Source organism: Microcoleus sp. M2_D5 (assembly GCF_036701935.1).
Taxonomy (GTDB): Bacteria; Cyanobacteriota; Cyanobacteriia; order Cyanobacteriales; family Microcoleaceae; genus Microcoleus.
This window is the reverse complement of the sequence record NZ_JAUBRP010000029.1, coordinates 15,456-33,893: the sequence shown is the minus strand read 5'-3', so window position 1 is coordinate 33,893 and position 18,438 is coordinate 15,456. Positions and strand designations below refer to the sequence as shown.

General features: G+C 45.4%; 18 protein-coding genes. 10 read left to right on the top strand and 8 right to left on the bottom strand.

What is annotated here, in order from left to right; translation table 11 throughout:
• Window positions 1–14: 14 nt before the first annotated feature.
• Together QUA50_RS14410 and QUA50_RS14405 are read right to left on the bottom strand one after the other, a co-directional pair.
• Entirely contained in the window at window positions 15–299 is a 285-nt protein-coding gene (locus QUA50_RS14410) for a hypothetical protein (RefSeq protein ID WP_333262269.1), read from the bottom strand.
• Between the two features lie 34 nt (window positions 300–333).
• Window positions 334–609, bottom strand: coding sequence for a photosynthetic electron transport-dependent transcriptional regulator PedR (locus QUA50_RS14405; RefSeq protein ID WP_006633901.1), 276 nt, complete (start codon window positions 607–609; stop codon window positions 334–336).
• A gap of 444 nt (window positions 610–1,053) precedes the next feature.
• Here QUA50_RS14405 and QUA50_RS14400 point away from each other — a divergent pair, with 444 nt between their 5' ends.
• The gene (locus QUA50_RS14400) at window positions 1,054–2,031 is read left to right on the top strand and encodes a carbohydrate kinase (protein WP_333262199.1); all 978 of its coding nucleotides are present in this window, start codon (window positions 1,054–1,056) and stop codon (window positions 2,029–2,031) included.
• A gap of 336 nt (window positions 2,032–2,367) precedes the next feature.
• Here the strand turns inward: QUA50_RS14400 and QUA50_RS14395 are convergent, their stop codons facing one another.
• The 5 genes from QUA50_RS14395 to QUA50_RS14375 all read right to left on the bottom strand — a co-directional run bounded on the left by QUA50_RS14395 (window position 2,368) and on the right by QUA50_RS14375 (window position 7,107).
• Window positions 2,368–2,859, bottom strand: a complete 492-nt coding sequence (locus QUA50_RS14395) for a gluconokinase (protein WP_333262196.1) — start codon at window positions 2,857–2,859, stop codon at window positions 2,368–2,370.
• 129 nt (window positions 2,860–2,988) lie between these two features.
• The gene (gene aqpZ, locus QUA50_RS14390; RefSeq protein ID WP_333262193.1) at window positions 2,989–3,687 is read right to left on the bottom strand and encodes an aquaporin Z; all 699 of its coding nucleotides are present in this window, start codon (window positions 3,685–3,687) and stop codon (window positions 2,989–2,991) included.
• 334 nt (window positions 3,688–4,021) lie between these two features.
• Window positions 4,022–4,780 carry a DNA-binding protein gene (locus QUA50_RS14385; RefSeq protein WP_333262191.1) on the bottom strand — a complete coding sequence of 253 codons (759 nt, stop codon included), beginning with the start codon at window positions 4,778–4,780 and terminating at the stop codon, window positions 4,022–4,024.
• A 42-nt stretch (window positions 4,781–4,822) separates the two neighbouring features.
• Window positions 4,823–5,620 carry a hypothetical protein gene (locus QUA50_RS14380; protein WP_333262189.1) on the bottom strand — a complete coding sequence of 266 codons (798 nt, stop codon included), beginning with the start codon at window positions 5,618–5,620 and terminating at the stop codon, window positions 4,823–4,825.
• A gap of 164 nt (window positions 5,621–5,784) precedes the next feature.
• Window positions 5,785–7,107: a 3-isopropylmalate dehydratase large subunit gene (locus QUA50_RS14375; RefSeq protein WP_333262187.1), complete on the bottom strand. Its 1,323-nt coding sequence runs from the start codon at window positions 7,105–7,107 to the stop codon at window positions 5,785–5,787.
• A gap of 422 nt (window positions 7,108–7,529) precedes the next feature.
• Here QUA50_RS14375 and QUA50_RS14370 point away from each other — a divergent pair, with 422 nt between their 5' ends.
• From QUA50_RS14370 to QUA50_RS14345, 6 genes are all read left to right on the top strand, one after another.
• Entirely contained in the window at window positions 7,530–8,261 is a 732-nt protein-coding gene (locus QUA50_RS14370; RefSeq protein ID WP_333262184.1) for a helix-turn-helix transcriptional regulator, read from the top strand.
• A gap of 146 nt (window positions 8,262–8,407) precedes the next feature.
• Window positions 8,408–8,842 (top strand): hypothetical protein, encoded by a 435-nt coding sequence (locus tag QUA50_RS14365; protein ID WP_333262181.1) that lies wholly within the window; start codon window positions 8,408–8,410, stop codon window positions 8,840–8,842.
• Between the two features lie 320 nt (window positions 8,843–9,162).
• Window positions 9,163–10,086, top strand: a complete 924-nt coding sequence (locus QUA50_RS14360; RefSeq protein ID WP_333262177.1) for a hypothetical protein — start codon at window positions 9,163–9,165, stop codon at window positions 10,084–10,086.
• Window positions 10,087–10,249: 163 nt separating this feature from the next.
• Entirely contained in the window at window positions 10,250–10,600 is a 351-nt protein-coding gene (locus QUA50_RS14355; RefSeq protein WP_333299474.1) for a hypothetical protein, read from the top strand.
• 185 nt (window positions 10,601–10,785) lie between these two features.
• The gene (locus QUA50_RS14350; protein ID WP_333262171.1) at window positions 10,786–12,066 is read left to right on the top strand and encodes a S8 family serine peptidase; all 1,281 of its coding nucleotides are present in this window, start codon (window positions 10,786–10,788) and stop codon (window positions 12,064–12,066) included.
• A gap of 99 nt (window positions 12,067–12,165) precedes the next feature.
• Complete coding sequence (locus QUA50_RS14345; protein WP_333262169.1) at window positions 12,166–12,393, top strand: hypothetical protein; 228 nt, start codon at window positions 12,166–12,168, stop codon at window positions 12,391–12,393.
• Window positions 12,394–12,395: 2 nt separating this feature from the next.
• Here the strand turns inward: QUA50_RS14345 and sfsA are convergent, their stop codons facing one another.
• Complete coding sequence (gene sfsA / locus QUA50_RS14340; protein ID WP_333262166.1) at window positions 12,396–13,133, bottom strand: DNA/RNA nuclease SfsA; 738 nt, start codon at window positions 13,131–13,133, stop codon at window positions 12,396–12,398.
• A 414-nt stretch (window positions 13,134–13,547) separates the two neighbouring features.
• On the opposite strand from sfsA, the gene murJ reads away from it, so the two are divergent.
• The 3 genes from murJ to QUA50_RS14325 all read left to right on the top strand — a co-directional run.
• Window positions 13,548–15,161, top strand: coding sequence for a murein biosynthesis integral membrane protein MurJ (gene murJ, locus QUA50_RS14335; protein WP_333262165.1), 1,614 nt, complete (start codon window positions 13,548–13,550; stop codon window positions 15,159–15,161).
• A gap of 663 nt (window positions 15,162–15,824) precedes the next feature.
• Window positions 15,825–15,968 (top strand): hypothetical protein, encoded by a 144-nt coding sequence (locus QUA50_RS14330; protein WP_333262163.1) that lies wholly within the window; start codon window positions 15,825–15,827, stop codon window positions 15,966–15,968.
• A 296-nt stretch (window positions 15,969–16,264) separates the two neighbouring features.
• Window positions 16,265–18,438, top strand: a 2,174-nt coding sequence (locus QUA50_RS14325) for a DUF4347 domain-containing protein (protein WP_333262160.1), incomplete at its 3' end; no start/stop codon positions are given.

The window sequence follows — 18,438 nt, the reverse complement described above, 5'->3', positions numbered from 1 at the left end:
GAATCATCGAAGGATTAACCAATAACTAATGATTCCCAGGCTCCGTAACGATCGCCATAATAAGCCAAAATGCGATCGACCCGCTCGCGACCTGCCAAATCGAACCCTTCAGGATACTGTATCCACAAACCTCCAACTTGGCTGTCGTAGTAATCAAACCGCTGCGACTGCTGCGGGATTAAACCGGTTTGCACCCCTTCAACTTGACGCAAATGGATCGCCACTTCGCGATACACCGCCAGCGGCAATCCAGGGCTTTGAATTTGATAGCGGAGTTGTTTTTCTTGTGCCGTTTGCATCATTTATTTGCCTGTCCCCAACCAAAATCCCTACTTAAGATACTTCTTTGTCGATCGGCCGCGGTAGAGGACAGCAGTTAATATTGTCCAAACATACCTTTCCCCACTGCAACGCCCAGCGTACAAGCGTAACTCGATTGTCAGCCCGCGTCTTGTTCAAGATATTGCTAATGTGGTTGTCAACTGTACGCTTGCTAATCTCTAACTTTTCGGCGATTTTCTCATTAGTCAATCCCGCTGCTACTAACTCTACCACTTGCAATTCTCTGTCCGAAAGGGTGACAGGGGTCCCAGAGACAATCCCACTCATAAATTTTTCCTATGTCTGCATATTTACCTATCTACAATTCTAAAGGATGAGGGATCGAGTATGAAGAGCAAATTTAATTTGTTGTGCTACTCTTTAGGGCCCGAAGCACCAACTCGCCTGTAGAATCGCCAAGAGTGCAAACCCAGCGCTGACACAGCATGACCCGCACCGACTTGCACTGCTGGCACCCTTCCGGTGGCGGGCGAGTCCTTTACCTGCCCGCATCTGACATCCGGGCAAAACCTGCAGATGTTTTCAGGTAAAACAACTGATACGCCCGCACTGCACTTGTGCGTTGAGCGAGTAACTGCCAGTATCAGTAAGTCTGGTATTATAGGAGCAGCTATTAAAATATAGCTTGCAATTTTTCTGGGATGGGTTAAAAATAATTATTGAGCTGTCAACTGCTGGTCTAAAATCTAAAATCTAAAATCTAAAATAGACATGACTTATCCTCGCGTTCTGTGTCTGGGTGAAGTTTTATTTGATTGTTTAGCAGACAAACCAGGAGTATCTCTCGAAGAGGTAGAATCTTGGACGGCATATCCCGGCGGTGCTCCTGCTAATGTTGCCTGTGCTTTGGTTAAATTGGGGACGGCGGCGGGATTTATCGGTGCTGTAGGTGGGGATGAATTGGGGAATTCCCTAGTGCAGGTATTGCAAGAAGTAGGGGTTGATCTTGCTGGATTGCAGCGACATCCAAGTGCGCCGACGCGGCAAGTTTATGTCTTGCGGAATGAAGCGGGCGATCGATCTTTTGCCGGTTTTGGGGAATTTGATACGGCCGATTTTGCAGACACCCGCCTCCTCGCTGCACAACTACCCGAAGTGCTGTTTGAAAATGCCGAATATTTAGTGCTAGGTACTTTAGAATTAGCTTATCCTGAAAGTCGAGAGGCGATCGTCCGAGCGATCGAACTAGCAGAACAGTATGACGTTAAAATTATACTTGACATCAATTGGCGTCCCGTGTTTTGGCCAAATCCAGACGAAGCAAAAGCGCGCATTAGAAAAATATTAAAAAAAGTTGATTTTGTCAAGTTATCTGAGGAAGAAGCCGAATGGTTGTTTGACACTACCGATGCTGGAGCTATTACCTACCGCCTCGATTCCGTAGAAGGCGTTTTGGTGACAGCCGGCGAGAAAGGTTGCGCCTATTGTATCTCGGAAAATGAAGGAAAAATCCCCGCCTTTAAAGTAGATGTTGAGGATACAACAGGTGCAGGCGACGCATTTCTGGCTGGTTTTGTGCGACAGTTGTGCAAGCATGGAATTAAGAATTTAGCCGATCCCAAAATAGCCCAAACAATTGTAACTTATGCCAGTGCGGTAGGTGCGATGACAGCGATGAAACCCGGGGCAATTATATCTCAACCTACTGCGGCTGAAGTAGAAGCTTTCTTATATTTGTACAAAAATTAGGGCTGCCAACCTATCAGTCTGGAAACGGAAAGGGGGCTAATTTTGGTTCATAAACTCGGTTGCTAGGAAAAAAATAACTGTTATACTAAATCCGAGTTAAAAACCCTCGCTAAGACTCGCCGTTTGAAATAGCTACTATACAAATTCTTGCCCTAGTTAAGAGGGACTAAGAAATAAACTGGTATTTAAGCTCGATTTAGTATTATAGGTTTTATTGGGGGCAATTAACCGCACATCATATCATGTCCGATCGATTACCCTGATTCCTGTAGGTTGGTTTCACCAATAATATTGGCCCCTAACGGACAATCTCAAAAACCCGCCCCGGCAATGGTATTATGGGCTATCTATCGGACATGATATAATTTGGCGCACGATTAACTCTAGTGGCTGCGAAGCATCTATGATAATTGCATCTTCTGGTTCTTCGAGACTGTCTAACTGACTTAACAGCAAGTCTGCTTTCATGTAGTGGTTTTCGCGAGTTTTTAACCTGGTGGCTAATAGCTGAAAAGAACATTTTAGATAAACTATCTTCATGCGCTTTTGGTCTCGGTAGAGCATTTCGCGGTAAGATTTTTTTAAAGCAGAACAAGCCAAAACCACATTTTTATTTTCTAACAGCCACCTGTCTATTGTAGCTTGCAATTGTAATAGCCAAGGAAGGCGATCCGCATCTTCTAAAGGAATGCCCCGACTCATTTTATCGATATTAGCTGATGGGTGAAAATCGTCGGCATCGCTGAAATCCCAGTTGAGAGATTGCGCCAGCAACTTGCCAACAGTAGTTTTGCCAGAACCTGAGACTCCCATCACGATCGTAATCATGGCACCTATTTACCGAAATACTTGCAATTTTATCAAGTTGTGCGATCGACAAACCGGGTTTGTTAATTTGTGGGATGAATTCTACCACCCTAAAAAATTCAATAAACCCGGCTTATTTTTGATTTTAGCTCAAATTTCTTCCATAGTGGGTTTAATGAAATTATAAGCCAAAACGCCGATAATTCCACCGATCACGGGAAATACAATAAACGCCCATAACTGTTGGATTGCCCATCCGCCTTGAAAAAGTGCCACACCGATACTTCTAGCTGGGTTAACCGAAGTATTGGTTACGGGAATTCCGATTAAGTGAATCAACACCAGCATCAAGCCGATGGGAATTCCGCCCAAACCGACGGGATATTTGGGATGGGTAGTACCCATGATTGTAAATAACAGAAAAGCAGTCAGTACAATTTCCGTCCAAGCTGCTGCCAACAGTCCGTAACCAGTGGGAGAATGTTCTGCAAAACCGTTAGATGCAAATCCCGAAGCCGCCGCATCAAAACCCGGTTTTCCTGATGCTATCATGTACAAAACAAGACCGCCTAAAATTCCCCCTACAATCTGACCTCCTATATAATAAGGAAGCAAAACAGCATCGATCAGTTTGGCAACTACTAAACCGATACTTACCGCCGGATTAATGTGGCATCCAGAGATAGGGCCGATCGTATAAACCATGATTAAGAGAGACAGACCAAAGGCGATCGAAACTCCCAAAAAGCCGATTTTATCTCCAGCTAAAACCGCACTGCCACATCCACCTAATACCAACACAAAAGTACCAAAAGCTTCAGCAATCCCAATCTTTATTTTTTTGTTCATACTCACAATTGTCTCAAGTTTATAATCGGTGAATTTTACACCCATACGAGTTCTAAATATAAAAATTAGAACTAGAATTTGTTTCAGTTAGCGCAACAATACTAATCAAAATCATTAGCAATCTGTAGCTATAATTTTCATAGATTGTATGGGCTTAACTGAGAATGCGAAATTAGGAATCGATTAATTAGCTCAAACATACTCTATTATGTAAAATATGTCAAGATTCAGCTAATTATTTGTATAAATTGTGCAATCTTCTGTATTCAATTCAAAACAATTAACTTGACTTCTTCCCTAATTCTGCGATCGTAATTTTACTTATTGTTGCTGATTATCCGATCGCACTTGCAGCTAAAACATCATTGCTAACCGGCTGGTACATCCGACTTTGGAAGGGGCGAAAGTCTCGCCAATCGGCAGTCATCTTGCACAGCAAGCGGAACTGTAGCGGCGTTGGGGGTTGATTGACGCGATCGACTTGTACGCGAACCAATTCTGGATGCTGCAAAATAATTTCAAAAATATCATCCACAAAATAGCGCTGACAATAGCCAACAATCCAGTGATCTTTAGTACACAGAAGCAGACGGGAAGCGCGCGAATTTTGAAATTCGTGGGCTAAATACAAAAGTTCGCCCACTTGAAGCCGATTAATCCGTTCAATTGCCGACTTGGAAAGGTATCGCAGTCCATCTGCAAAAAAATGGATACAGTAACGTCCATTTTCATCTGGTTCGGGACAAGGGAACACCTCAAATTTATCAGTTGCCCGTTTGCCTCCGCTGCGCGCCAATAAAGCAATTGGGTCATGTTCGCGTTCAGGGATATTCAACCACTGTACAAATTCAGGGTACTCAGGGCGCGATCTGCCCATCACTCTATTAGAAAACAACGAAAACAGTTTGTGTGAAGTGTAAACATTATTGAAATCCGGGAAAGATGGCAAGGGTTGAAACCCGCACTTAAGTTTAGCTTCTAGAACACCATTTGTATAATTGAACTGGTATTCTTTACCGTTAAATATCAATCGACCAATCGGAAACCAAGAACCGCTGTCCGGGCTTTGCCAAGCTAAAAATAGTGTTTTCAAAGTAAATCTCCTGTCAATTCAAGTAGGGTGTGCACCTTATGTTTACTTTGAATTAAGAATAATTTTTTGCAATTTTTGCCTAGTTTTACCGTCGATTATCTCTTTGCCTACATTGGGTTTGCTGACATTAACTCGGACAAAATCGAGATCGTCTTTTTCGGTAAATTTGCGATCGCCATCAGAGTCTTTTCTAATTGTAACAAAAATCCCGCCGCTCTTTTTATCAAATACCCAACTCATTAACTGGGTATCGGGGGGAGTGATTGCCTGAAGCGATTTGCCTCCCAAGTTAGATAAATATCCAACGATCGCGTCTGCGCCGTCAATTTTGCCATCAGCATTTGTGTCGCTATCTATGATATGAAACAACAGCAATTGATTCTGAGGCTTGCTGGATACTTTTTTAGATGAATTTTGCTTCTGTTGATTTGTTTGTTCATTTTGATTGCTGGGATTTTCTGGATCTTTTTTACCTAGCAAATATTCATATTTAGATATTAACGCTTTTCTATTTAATAGAATATTAGATTCTCCGTTAGTTTTGTTGTAAAAAATCATATTGTTACCTATCATGCGGCTGCCCGTTGAATCTCCATAAAAACTTAATTTTGATGAGATACTGTCACGTCCAGAGTATTTTTCATCGCTAGATAGAATAACTGGAATCATAATATATTCTGATTCAGGGTCAACAATTAAATCGCCGTAAGCAATCTGTGGCTGTGGCTTGTCTGCTTTCTTTTGTGTCCGAGTTACTGTCTTCGTTGCACTGCATGATAGGGTAATAGCAATTAGGGCAAATGCGGTAGCCACTTTGCGGAAAATATTATGATTTATCATGACTTTTTAGATTTGATATCGATATTTATTTTCATTTTATTCTAACTAGCCGATCGCCGTCAAATTCAGCGATAGGTAAAGCCATCTAAAAAAAACATAATACCCAGATCCTCGACTTTTTTAAGAAGTCGGGGATCTAAGATTCTAAACATCGCTAACAACTTCTAACACAGGAATTCGCGCGGATCGGTGACATACCCAGTCAGGGCAGAAGCCGCCGCCGTGTAAGGCGAAGCTAGATAAACTTGCGCTTCTTTGTTCCCCATCCGGCCGGGGAAATTGCGGTTAGTGGTAGACACGCAAATTTCTGCTTCATTCATCCGCCCGAAAGTATCTTTTGGCCCGCCCAAACAAGCGGCGCAAGAAGGCGCTGCGGGTTCGATGCAGCCTGCAGCTAAGAAGATTTCCGAAAGCGTTTGACCTTCGTATTTTGTGACAAACAAATCTTCGTAAACTTTCTGAGTTGCCGGTACTAAATAAGTCGGAACTTTGACTTGATTTCCTTTGAGAATGCGGGCGGCATTCAGAAAGTCGGAGGTTTTGCCGCCGGTGCAGGAACCGATGTAAACTCGATCGATCCTGACATCGCGGCAGTTGCGGGCTAAGTCGCGGTTGTCCGGGGAGTGCGGTTTGGCGACGACGGGTTCTAATTGGCTGACATCGTAGGTGCGATCGCTATAAAATTTAGCATCCCCATCGCTGTAAAATGAATCGAAGGCTTTATCAGTGCGCGAAGTAACGTAATCAAACGTAGTTTTGTCGGGCGCAACCGTGCCGTTTTTACCGCCAGCTTCAATCACCATATTGCACAGCGTCATCCGTTCTTCCATCGTCAAACGCTCAACTGTATCGCCCGCAAATTCCATCGTCCGGTAGTTAGCACCTGCAACGCTAATATCACCAATAATCTGCAAAATTAGGTCTTTTGCTAACAAATAATCCGGCAGTTCGCCGTTGAGTACAAAGCGCATTGTCGCCGGAACTTTAATCAGCAATTTGCCTGTTCCCATGATAAAAGCCGCGTCTGTATTGCCGATACCCGTGGCGAATTGTCCGAAAGCGCCGGCATTGCAGGTGTGGGAATCGGTGCCGAAGAGCACTTCCCCTGGTCTGGTGTGGCCTTCTTGTGCTAGCGCGATGTGGCAAACTCCTTTGTAGTCGGGATTTGCTTTGAAGTCCGATCGATCCGTGATGTCGTAAAAGTATTTTATCCCTTGTTCGGCAGCAAAATCGCGGAGAATATCCACGTTGCGGTTAGCGCGTTCGTCGTTGGTGAAAATGTAGTGGTCGGGAATTAGAACGATTTTGTCTGGGTTCCAGACTTTGGCATTCTCACCGAATTCGCGTTTGAAAACGCCGATAGTGCCGGGCCCGCAGACATCGTGGGTCATCAACACGTCTGTTTCTACCCAAATATTTTCTCCGGGCTCGACTTTAGTGCGGCCCGATGCTTTGGCTAAGATTTTTTCGGTCAGGGTCATTCCCATAGTGCGATCGCTCTTTTTTATTAGATGCTACATAGTGTATTGTAATCGAAACATCGCCTGATGTTGACAGGTAATTTATCAACTAAACATTTTCTTCAATCTTAAATCTCAAATCTCAAGTCGATTGACTGTCACTTTCTTTTTCGCATATCGCCAATCTCTACAAGAGCCTATCCCTCGATTAACACAAAAATAAAATTTATGCAAGTCACTCGATTATGCGACTGGTAACTAACAGCTAGCGAGTGTTATTAGTTAGTGATTACTTAAGAAAAGCAACTTAAATCAGGCACCGTCAAAAAATCTCAGAGTGCATTTCTACACTTATATACCTCAACAAAAGTGAAATGAGCTAGATACCCGCCCCGCATGAGTATCTGGTTTCGTCATTCTCACCCTGTATGCCAATGGAGATACTTCCCATGAATTCCCAGACACCAAAGCATCAGCGCGCAGTTATTTTAACATCTGAAGGTATTGATAAATTCCCAGCAGCAAAAGCTGAAGCCAAAAGTTACGAAAATTGCTACCAAAATTATACTCTCGAAGTTTTAGGCGATCGCACTAACAAAGAGTCAGATACTTTCATTAAGACATTAGTCAAGCAAATCTTGGATCGGGTAGGGGCGATAGTTGTGGAAATTGCAGGGCAGGTGCAATTCATGACTCAACGCGCCGAACAACTGTTGAACCAGTATTTTGTATCCCGCGCCCCGCACTCATTACCAGAACTATTACAACATTGGTTCAATCAACAGATATCGCGACTCACATTCAACAGAGATATTCCATATAGCTGTCTACCATTGTACATTCAGCAAGCAGGAAAACAGTTGAGCGTCCGCCTGATACCCGATCCCATTGGAGAGCAATATCTCTTGCTATTAGAGGAAGAAGAAATGCAAGAATTATCTATTTGTTGCCTGACATTGTTAGGACTTACCAAACGCGAGGCAGAGGTTCTCTTCTGGATTGCAAAAGATAAAAATAATGCCCAAATTGCTAAAATTCTTGGTTGCCGTGAAGGAACAGTCCGAAAACATCTAGAACATCTTTACGGGAAACTCAGCGTACAAACCCGGACTGCGGCAGTGATGGTGGCTATGGAAAAATTGGGGTTGTTAAAAGCAGAATCTGTTGCACTATCTTCATAATCCCATACGCAGATCGTCGTATTGTTGCCCGAGTTTATTTTGAGGAGGATTAGAACATACACCAAGCACACAGCCTAACCGTAGTGGCTGTTTGGCTGAGGTGTTTAATTGACAACAACTCAAACCTAAATAAAGGCGACAAGATTATGGCAAACCATGAATTGATAGAACTCGACCACGATCCGTTGGAATTCCTAGATGCAGAAGGACTAGCCACCTTGGTTAGCCCAGAAGGTATGACGGAAGTTACAAAAGCAGATGAGCAGATGGCAGCTACTTTAGAGCTTCATGAAGCCCTATCCGGCTGCTTTAGCATCATAGGGCCGATCGCAATTTGTTATTCCAAAGTTGGCGATGGTTTTAAAGTCTGCCTGAAACTGGCAGGACTTGAGGTAGCCTGTGCCAATATAGGTCTCAATAAGTGCCAGACGCTTCAAGGCAATATCCTGTTAGCGAAGGCATCAATTCAAGTGTGTTTGCAAGGTAGCTGTCTGACTTATAAAGCACAGGCTTGTTATCGGACGACTCCTTTCTCGAAGTGGAAGTGTGTTTCTAAGAGCGGCACAATTATCTGTTTGTAACTAGCTGCTTCACCGGAAACCCCACGCCATAAACGCAAGCCTTGGCGCTGGGGTTTATTCCCGGATTTTGCACGCCCCAGTCTTGTGAGAAAAAGCTATGCCAAAAACAGGCAAAATTTGTTGCAATATCTTCATAATCCTCTACGCGGATCGTCGTATTGCTCTCCAAGTTTATTTGGACGACTATTAGATCAAAAGCTGTTATCCAGTTTGGAAACTCAGCTAAAAAAGCACTCACAGCCAAGGTTGTTATTTCCAGCTATTAAACAACTTTAAGGTGGAGTTTGTTTGCTGAAAACTACTCAAAAAAGAGGTTAAGTATGTTACGGATTACTGCCGATATATTTTCCGGAAGACCCGCTCCCGAGTGGATCGTTGCAGACGAGGAAGAAGCTCGAACTACGCTCAAAGAGATTGCTAATCATCGTAGCATTGTAGCCGAGGCAGCTTCTGCTGATGCTGGATTAGGGTTTCGCGGTTTCACCATTGAACCCCTCTCTGACGAGCTTGCCCAAGACTTTGAACTACCCGCTAGTATGTATATGGCAGCCGGTGCGAGTGCTGCTAGCGATAAAGCAAACGAGATTGCTGAGCGTTTGATCGGCTTAATGAGCAGTGCAGAATCATCTCCAGAAGCATCGGCTTTCGGAGAACAACTACCTTTAGATGAAATGTTGCAGAATTTCCTGCGACAACAACTGGAAACCAGCAGCAGACGTTCAGTTTCGGAGGTTGAAGACTTACCAAACATGGCAGTAGAAGCCTCAAGTGAGGTGGCTGCTACCTGCATTTATAATACTTCGCCCTATAACCCCGGCTTTTGGAACAACAACCCCGTAATTCGGCAGAAAAACAACTGCTATAACTATGCCAGCAACAAGCGGACAGATACTTTTGCCCAACCAGGAAAAGGATGCGGACATCAGTACACTGCAATTAATTGCGTAGAAGTTACCAAAGCTTCCCTGTGTGATGGATTGCACAAACGCTACGATTGTTTCCCCGCTTCACAAGCCCCTCGCTATTTAGTAGCACTGGTGATTGCCCCTGGTCCGGGCTTTGTTGATTTCCACTGGTATCGCAAAATGCGAGAAGGATTTTGGGGTCACAAACCGGGTTCGACAGCGGCTCGAAATACAGATAACAGCGGCATAGTCATCACTAACCCCGCTACCTGTAACCGTGGGCCTTACACCATCTTCTGTGGCTACTTTTACACTTGTAAGAGTCAAAAGATTAAATAGAATCTATAGCACTGCCAAATGTGGATTCCTCACACTGGAGAAGCAGACCATGCAACGGGTTTATTCACTCACAACATATCCAAAAAGGATAATTGGCTTGGGTTTTTTAATGTTTTTGGTGACTTTGCTTGGATGTTCGGTCAAAGCTTTAGGAGACAAAAAGATGCAAGTAGAAGTGGATATGTTTAGTGGCAGACCCAACCCACATTGGGAATTGAGCGTGCAAGAATCTCAGGAATTCACACAACGGTTTCAATCATTGTCTGCACATCAAGGAGAAGGAACTGTTAATGAAGGCTTGGGGTATCGTGGTTTGATTGTCCGAGAAAGTGGTGAAGAGGTAGAGGGCGATCCAAAAATTGTGATTTATAAGGGATTGGTAGTGGCTATAGCTAATGGTAAATCTCAACTACTTACGGATGAAAACCGTACCTTAGAAAAATGGCTGATCCAGACAGGAAAAAGCCGTTTAGAGGAGGATTTTTACCATCAAGTTAGCAAATTAGCCGAATAAACAGAACAGGAGTTACGCACAGAGTCGATCTGTAGAACGCAGCACTCCGCACCTTACTTCATAAATAATGTCAAAATTGTTCGCCTGCGTAAGTGCTAAATAAGTTGAGTCGGCAACAAAAACCATAGAAATCAATGTCAGAAAAACTGTCATTGATGTCCAATAACAATCAAGAAGAGGTATTTATGTCTGAACAACCTAGTTTTTCCATCCCAGAAACTGCCCGAGCCGATGAAACAACAGGGCGTTACATTATTACTTTCGGCGATGATGCAGTGACAGAAGGATTAGACCTCTTGAGCGACCAAACTGGTATCAGAGGACTGGCAAATGCTTCCGATTTCGCGGACTCTGCTCTAGACTTGAGCCAACTCGAAGCATCAGGGGGAGCGGTGTTTCCTACTCTCGGCGTGGCCGTTGTTTCCTTAGACGAAGAGGCTTTCAGCAGCGTCATGACATCAGCGGGAGAGGATTCGGCTATTCTGGCGATCGAACCAGAGCGCACTTTCTACGCCATTGGCGATGGGTTGTCGGCAGATTACCTGCGGGGCTATCGCGATGCGGTGGATAACCTGTACGACAAAGCCACTAATACAGAGGTAGCAGAAATCAAGAAACCACGATGTTTTGCTGATGATATCGAGTCTACTTGGGGTTTGAAGGCAACGAAGGTGATGAATTCTCTGCTGACTGGTAGTGGAATGAAAGTTGCGGTGCTGGATACGGGGATGGATTTATTGCATCCTGACTTCGCGGGCCGATCGATCCTATCGCAGTCCTTCGTACCAGGGGAGGACGTACAAGATGTCAACAGTCATGGCACGCACTGCATTGGCACAGCGTGCGGGTTCAAGGATCTCAACGGCCGGCGGTACGGGATCGCTTACGAATCGACCATTTATGTCGGTAAAGTGTTGAGCAATGCCGGTAGTGGCGCTAGTGGCTGGATTCTCGCCGGGATGGAATGGGCGATCGCCAACGGCTGTCAAGTGATCTCGATGTCATTAGGAAACCCCACTCGAACACCGTCTACTGCTTACGAAACTGTCGGCCGCCGAGCACTGGAAAATGGGTGTCTGATCGTGGCAGCAGCAGGCAATAACGGACGAACCGGAGGAAGCGTCGGACAACCAGCCAATAGCCCGTCGATTATGGCTGTTGCAGCGATCGATAACTGCCTCGCAGTGGCTGACTTCTCGGCTACCTCTGGCCTAATTCAAGGAACTAAAGTCGATATCGCGGCTCCGGGAGTGGAAATATACTCATCAGTGCCTATGGAGCAAGGGCGTTATGCTGCTTACAATGGCACTAGCATGGCAACACCGCACGTGGCTGGGCTCGCGGCCCTGTATGCCGAATCGACTGGTAAACGAGGCGCTGAACTTTGGCAATTGCTGACTTCCTATGCTATGGCGCTACCCTTGCCAAATACTCGTGTCGGAAGCGGTTTAGTACAAGCTCCGTAATGCAGAATACCCAAATCCCCGCAGCACTTTAAGCCTGCGGGGATCTAACAGTAGACAATTTACAATAGCGCAATGGATGTACTCCAAAGGATGCTAAATATGTCTGACGAACAAGTACAGCGCATCATAGTGGCTGTTGACGACCAAAACATATCGGTAATTCAATCGGTTGTCACTGCCTTAGAATCGGCGGGAATGAAAGTGGATGAGGTGCTGCCTGTGATTGGTATCGTTATTGGAGAAGTTTCTCAATCGAAGCTAGAAGGACTAAAGAGAGTACCGGGCGTGGCTAGTGTCGAGATCGATCGAGAAATGCAGGCAATTTAAACCTATAATTTAGGGGTTAGTATATCTAGTTTTGCTAACCCCAAATAGCGAATGCCTTCCGGTGTCACATCAAAGCGACAGGGCAAAATCTCTACACCTTCACTCATAGCCTGTCTGAACAATTCTCCGTAAATGCGATCGGCACTATCCCCCGGAGCAAACTCCGTACAATCCCCGCGATTAATAAAATACAGCATTACAGCCCTCGAACCCTGCCGCACCACTTCTATCAATTCTCTCAAATGTTTCTGTCCCCTCTCCGTCACTGTATCGGGAAATAGAGCCAACTCCTCTTTTACCCAAGTTGTATTTTTCACTTCCAGAAAAATCGGTTTTTCCTCACCAGTTAGCCAAAAATCCACTCTACTTTTTTTATCATTCCCGTAAACAACCTCCGGTTGAATTAAACTGTAATTGCCCAACTCTGGAAACAATTTCAATTCCAAAGCTAATTTAACTACTCGATTTGGCAGCCCAGTATTAACTCCCACCCAAGTTGGCACAGTGTCGCAAACTTTAATTAATTCCCAAGTATAAGCTAACTTGCGTTTAGGATTGTCGCTAAGAGATACTAGCACTGGATTGCCCGGAATGCAAACACCAGTCATCGGGCCAGTATTCGGACAGTGCGCCGTGATTATTTCTCCCGAATCTAGTTCGATTTCGGCAAAAAATCGCTTGTAACGCTTGATGAGAATTCCTGGTAAGAGAGGAGGATATTTGTAAATTAAGCCAGTCATTCGATTTTAGATTTTAGATTTTAGATTTTAGATTCTCGATTGTAGATTGTAGATTATACCTATAACCGAATACCTGGGTTCGCACTTTTTAAATAAGTCTGGGATCTAACACAATAGATCGTAAGTTATCAACTATATGTTATTTATCTGCTTTTCTCAACTCATTTGTTTCATCATTTTTAGATGGTAGATTGTAGATTGTAGATTTGAGATTGAAGCATCATAGCACGAAACGGCGGTTGGTAGTTAGGACGAATAGTCCCGATCGATTATTGAATTTCCGCAAGTCAGTAATATCGATAAAATTGGTATCAGCGCAATTCCCCCTAGAAGTTTTATCAGTTCATGATATGATTCTCCCGATTCGCGATTAAAATAAGTGAATCCTTTTAGCACTAGCGTTTGTAACCATTTGTGTCCCAATTACAGAAGCCCTCTCGTTCCCTCGCAGGGATTGCCGGCATTGTCGCAGTCGCCACTCTAATTAGCAAAGTCTTTGGATTGGTGCGCCAAATTGCGATCGCCGCAGCCTTTGGAGTCGGTGTCGCCGTCGATGCCTACAACTACGCCTACGTCATCCCTGGTTTCTTATTTATTTTGCTGGGAGGGATTAACGGGCCATTTCACAGCGCCATAGTCAGTGTTTTAGCCCGCCGGGATAAAAAAGAAGCAGCGCCCTTAGTCGAGACTATCACCACCTTAGTCGGCGGCTTGTTGCTGTTGGTGACGATCGCTTTAATTATTTTTGCAGATCCGCTGATCGATTTGGTGGCACCGGGATTAAATAGGACACCAGAAGGTTTACAAATCAAAGCAATTGCTGTTCAGCAATTTCGGATTATGGCGCCGATGGCATTACTTTCAGGCTTAATCGGCATTGGTTTCGGTACTCTCAATGCCGCCGATATGTACTGGTTGCCTTCGATTAGCCCTTTATTTTCTAGCGTTGCACTTGTCGGCGGTTTAGGGATTCTCGCACTGCAACTCGGAGACAAAATTATTCAGCCAGAATTCGCACTAATTGGCGGCTTAGTGTTAGCTTGGGGAACTTTAGCGGGCGCTGTTTTGCAGTGGTTGGTGCAACTGGTGGCGCAGTGGCGCGCGGGCTTGGGAACATTGCGCTTGCGGTTTAATTTTAAACGGCCGGGAGTGCCAGAAGTAATTAAGGTGATGCTTCCTGCTACCTTATCATCAGGAATGCTGCAAATTAATGTTTATACTGACCTATTTTTCGCATCCTACATCCCTCAAGCTGCCTCTGCGATGGGTTACAGTGGCTTGTTAGTTATGACGCCTTTAGGCATCATTTCTAATGTAATTTTAGTGCCATTTCTCCCCATATTTTCTCGCCTCACCGATCCGAGAGATTGGCCGGAATTAAAAGCTCGAATTCGTCAATCTTTAATTTTGACGGCCCTTACGATGCTGCCGCTGAGCGCTTTAATGGTAACACTTGCCGGGCCGATCGTCCGCGTGGTTTACGAACGCTATGCTTTCGATCGATCGGCCTCGGAGTTTGTCACGCCGATATTGATGGCTTACAGTATTGGAATGTTTGTGTATTTGGGACGCGACGTTTTGGTACGGGTGTTTTACGCTTTGGGAGACGGAGAAACCCCTTTTCGCATCAGTATAATCAATATCTTTTTAAACGCTATTTTGGATTATTTATTGGTAGGAGCCTTTGGCGCGCCCGGATTAGTTTTGGCGACGGTGGGAGTGAATCTAGTTTCGATGATTATGCTTTTGTACTTATTAGATAAAAAGCTGGGCGGCCTGCCTTGGGGGGAGTGGAGTTTGCCTTTTCTGGGGTTAACTTCTGCCAGTTCTGTAACTGCTTTCGTTACCTTGGCTACTCTGCAAGCGTGTCAAAGAGTTTTGGGTACTGAAGGTTTGGTAATTCAATTAGTGCAGTTGAGTGTGGCAAGTTTTGTAGGGTTAGGGGTTTTTGCCCTGTTTGTCAGTCAAATGAAGTTGCCGGAAGTTGATATGTTTGTCGATCGCATTCGGGGGCGTTTTCGCAAATAAACATCCGAAATTGGCGGCCGATTCAAGGAATCAACAAAAGTGCGAGAGCCCTTAAGTACACCACATACCAAAAAGGGATCTCGTCCTTAAATCCAAATCAACACTCCGAAGCGTCCATCCGCGTATATCCGCCACCATCTGCGGTCAAAAATTCCAGAGTAATTAACAAGGGCGATGTCTAGATTCTCAAGATATCGTCAAACTTTATGCTGTCTGGCAAAATAGCCAATAAAAATCCGCTAAAAAAAATAAACCCTCATACCCACAGCCTCTTTTGGATGCCTAAATTATGTCCTCATGGAAAAGATCCGACTTTTCCGACTTTAAGATCCGACTTTTCCGACTTTACAGAGGCAGGGGCCCGAAGCAACGATAGAGATAGGGAAAGCCAACCCACGATCTCTAGATTGTAAAGATATCGTAAACCTGGATGTTGTGTTGCCAAGTGTTAAATAAAAACATGGTAGGAAAAATATGTCTTTAGTATGATATATTAAAGTTGCATCTATGGTATATACATTCATTCCCACGCGAAGCCAGTGAAAGCCCACTTCGTATCAGGACTACCCCGCTCAGGCTCTACTTTACTGGCTGCACTACTACGACAAAATCCCCGGTTTCACAGCGCTATGACTTCCCCTATTGGGGGCGCCAGTCGATCGAATGCTGTCAGCCGTGACCCAAAACAATCAGTGCTCCGTGTTTATTTCCTCTGAACTAAAACCGACGCTGATTATGAGTATCTTTTCGGCTGACTACCAGCCACAAGCTGAAAAAGAAGCGATCGGGGACACCAATCGCCTGTGATGCAGCAAACTGTCATTAATCCTGGCACTATTTCCCGAAGCCAAAGTGATGTTCTGTATCAGAAACATCGCTTGAATTATGGACAGCATTGAGTTACTAATTCGCGGTAACGCCTTGGATGTTTCCAGGTTATTTAATCCTCCAGCGGAACGGGCTAACAATTTTACCGCCCGATTTATTTAAGCAAGAGAACTAATAAATTATTCAGTCCTCATAGCGAGGAATTAAGCGAGGCGGGGGTTTCAACCCCTGCCAGACTTCCATGTAAACAATAGATATCAAGGATGTCAGGAATTATGAACGTACCAACCGCGAACAAGCAAATTATTTTCGTTGACTCCTCTGTACAAGATTATCAAAGCCTGATCCAAGGCATCGATCCCGCTCAAATTGTGATTTTAAATGAAAATTTCAGCGCGATCGACCAAATTACAAACGCCTTGGCAGATCAAAAAGATATTGAAGCAGTTCATATAGTTTCTCACGGCAGCGAAGGCAGTTTAAAACTCGGTGCAGACGTACTCAATGGGAATGACTTAGAAAATTTTAGCGCTCAGATAAAACAGTGGGGAAATGCCCTGACAGCAAATGGCGATATCCTACTTTATGGATGCGATGTAGCAGCGGGAGAAGTTGGAGCAACCTTCGTAAAACGCCTCAGTGAAATAACAGGGGCGGATGTGGCAGCATCCACCGACAAGACCGGTAATGCAGCACTAGGGGGCGACTGGGCTTTGGAGGTAAACATCGGCAACATTGAGACTCCCATAGCTTTTCAGACACAAGGAGCACAGAAGTATGATGGGGTACTTGCCACCTTTACCGTGACGAACACCAACGACAGTGGGGCGGGGTCGTTGCGCGAGGCGATCGCCCAAGCCAATACCCAGACGGGTGCAGACACCATTATTTTCGATCCCAGTGTATTTAACACCTCCCAAACCATCCGCCTCAATTCGCAACTAATCGTCGATGACAGTGTGAGCATCCAGGGGACTGGGCTGAACCTCGTGAAGATTAGCGGGGATGCCAATAATAATGGCATTAATGACAACGGTGATGTGCGCCTGTTCTTTGTCAACCAAGGCACAGTAAGTTTTAGCGACCTCACCCTACAGGGCGGGCGGGGCCAAGGTGGCAATGGTGCTGCTGGCGGTGGTGGTGGACTAGGGGCTGGTGGTGCATTATTTATCAATGGCAACGGAACTTCACTGCCCGCTCAAGTAACCATCAATAATGTTACCTTTACCCAGAACCAGGCAGTAGGCGGTCAAGGAGGCGCTTCTAATGGTTTGGGTGGTGGTGGCGGCTTCGGCGGAGCCGGTGGCTCAGGTGGCTACCAACCTGGTGGTGGGGGTGGTGGCGGCGGATTTAGTGACATTGGGACTAATGGCACCACTGGTGGGGGTACCGGTGGTGGCAGTAGCTTCTTTGGTAACACCGGCGGCACGGGCGGCACAACCAGCAATAGTGGAGTTGCTAGCAACGGAGGGTTCGGTGGGGGTGGCGGCGGTGGCCTCAGTGCTTTCAATGCTAATGGTACCAACGGCGGTCAAGGAGGTGACTTTGGTGGCGGCGGTGCCGGTGGTGCTAGCCAGTTTAGCGGTGTATCGGGTCAAGGCGGTTCTGGAGGATTCGGTGGCGGTGGTGGTAATGCGGGCGTTGCTGCTAACGGTTCTACCTACGGCCTTGGTGGTAATGGTGGCTTTGGTGGTGGTGGTGGTAGCGGGAATACCGGCGGTGGCTTAGGAGGCAGTTTCGGCGGCAATGGTTACGACGCTGGCGGTGGCGGCGGAGCTGGATTAGGCGGAGCCATTTTCCTTCGCAATGGTTCTCTGATGCTAACGAATGTCACGTTTAATAACAACAGTGCCACTGGAGGATCGGGTGGATTTAGCGCTCAGCCTGGTCAGGGTAAAAGCGGTGCTATTTTCGTGAACGCTGGTGCAACCGTAACAGCATCAGGAGTGACCTACAGCAGTAATTCCGCCACAAATGCTAGTACCACTGCTACTGATAATAGTAATACCTATGGAACGATTACCCTACTCGACACCACAGCCCCCACAGCCACCAGTTTCACCCCCGCAGACAACGCCACTAATATTGCAGTTGCTGCTGATTTAGTCGTCACCTTGAGTGAAGCCGTACAAAAAGGTACTGGCAATATTGTCATCAAGAAAGTCTCCGACAACTCAGTTGTAGAAACCATTGATGTCACCTCAGCCAATGTCACGGTTACTGGCAGTAGCGTCACCATTAATCCCACAGCAAATTTAGTTGAGGGTACAGATTACTACGTTGAAATTGCCGCCGGTGCGATTAAAGACTTAGCAGGTAACAATTATGCCGGTCTTGTAGACCCAACTGCTTGGAATTTCACCACCGTAGCTGACACCACAGCCCCCACAGCCACCAGTTTCACCCCCGCAGACAACGCCACTAATATTGCAGTTGCTGCTGATTTAGT

Bases quoted from the DNA above. Each gene is read 5' to 3' on its own strand.
- QUA50_RS14400 (WP_333262199.1), top strand. From the start codon at position 1,054: ATGACTTATCCTCGCGTTCTGTGTCTGGGTGAAGTTTTATTTGATTGT.
- QUA50_RS14380 (WP_333262189.1), bottom strand. From the start codon at position 5,620: ATGATAAATCATAATATTTTCCGCAAAGTGGCTACCGCATTTGCCCTA.
- aqpZ (WP_333262193.1), bottom strand. From the start codon at position 3,687: ATGAACAAAAAAATAAAGATTGGGATTGCTGAAGCTTTTGGTACTTTT.
- QUA50_RS14355 (WP_333299474.1), top strand. From the start codon at position 10,250: ATGCAAGTAGAAGTGGATATGTTTAGTGGCAGACCCAACCCACATTGG.
- QUA50_RS14375 (WP_333262187.1), bottom strand. From the start codon at position 7,107: ATGGGAATGACCCTGACCGAAAAAATCTTAGCCAAAGCATCGGGCCGC.
- sfsA (WP_333262166.1), bottom strand. From the start codon at position 13,133: ATGACTGGCTTAATTTACAAATATCCTCCTCTCTTACCAGGAATTCTC.
- QUA50_RS14395 (WP_333262196.1), bottom strand. From the start codon at position 2,859: ATGATTACGATCGTGATGGGAGTCTCAGGTTCTGGCAAAACTACTGTT.
- QUA50_RS14365 (WP_333262181.1), top strand. From the start codon at position 8,408: ATGGCAAACCATGAATTGATAGAACTCGACCACGATCCGTTGGAATTC.
- QUA50_RS14345 (WP_333262169.1), top strand. From the start codon at position 12,166: ATGTCTGACGAACAAGTACAGCGCATCATAGTGGCTGTTGACGACCAA.
- QUA50_RS14405 (WP_006633901.1), bottom strand. From the start codon at position 609: ATGAGTGGGATTGTCTCTGGGACCCCTGTCACCCTTTCGGACAGAGAA.
- QUA50_RS14360 (WP_333262177.1), top strand. From the start codon at position 9,163: ATGTTACGGATTACTGCCGATATATTTTCCGGAAGACCCGCTCCCGAG.
- QUA50_RS14410 (WP_333262269.1), bottom strand. From the start codon at position 299: ATGCAAACGGCACAAGAAAAACAACTCCGCTATCAAATTCAAAGCCCT.
- QUA50_RS14370 (WP_333262184.1), top strand. From the start codon at position 7,530: ATGAATTCCCAGACACCAAAGCATCAGCGCGCAGTTATTTTAACATCT.
- QUA50_RS14350 (WP_333262171.1), top strand. From the start codon at position 10,786: ATGTCTGAACAACCTAGTTTTTCCATCCCAGAAACTGCCCGAGCCGAT.
- QUA50_RS14330 (WP_333262163.1), top strand. From the start codon at position 15,825: ATGCTGTCAGCCGTGACCCAAAACAATCAGTGCTCCGTGTTTATTTCC.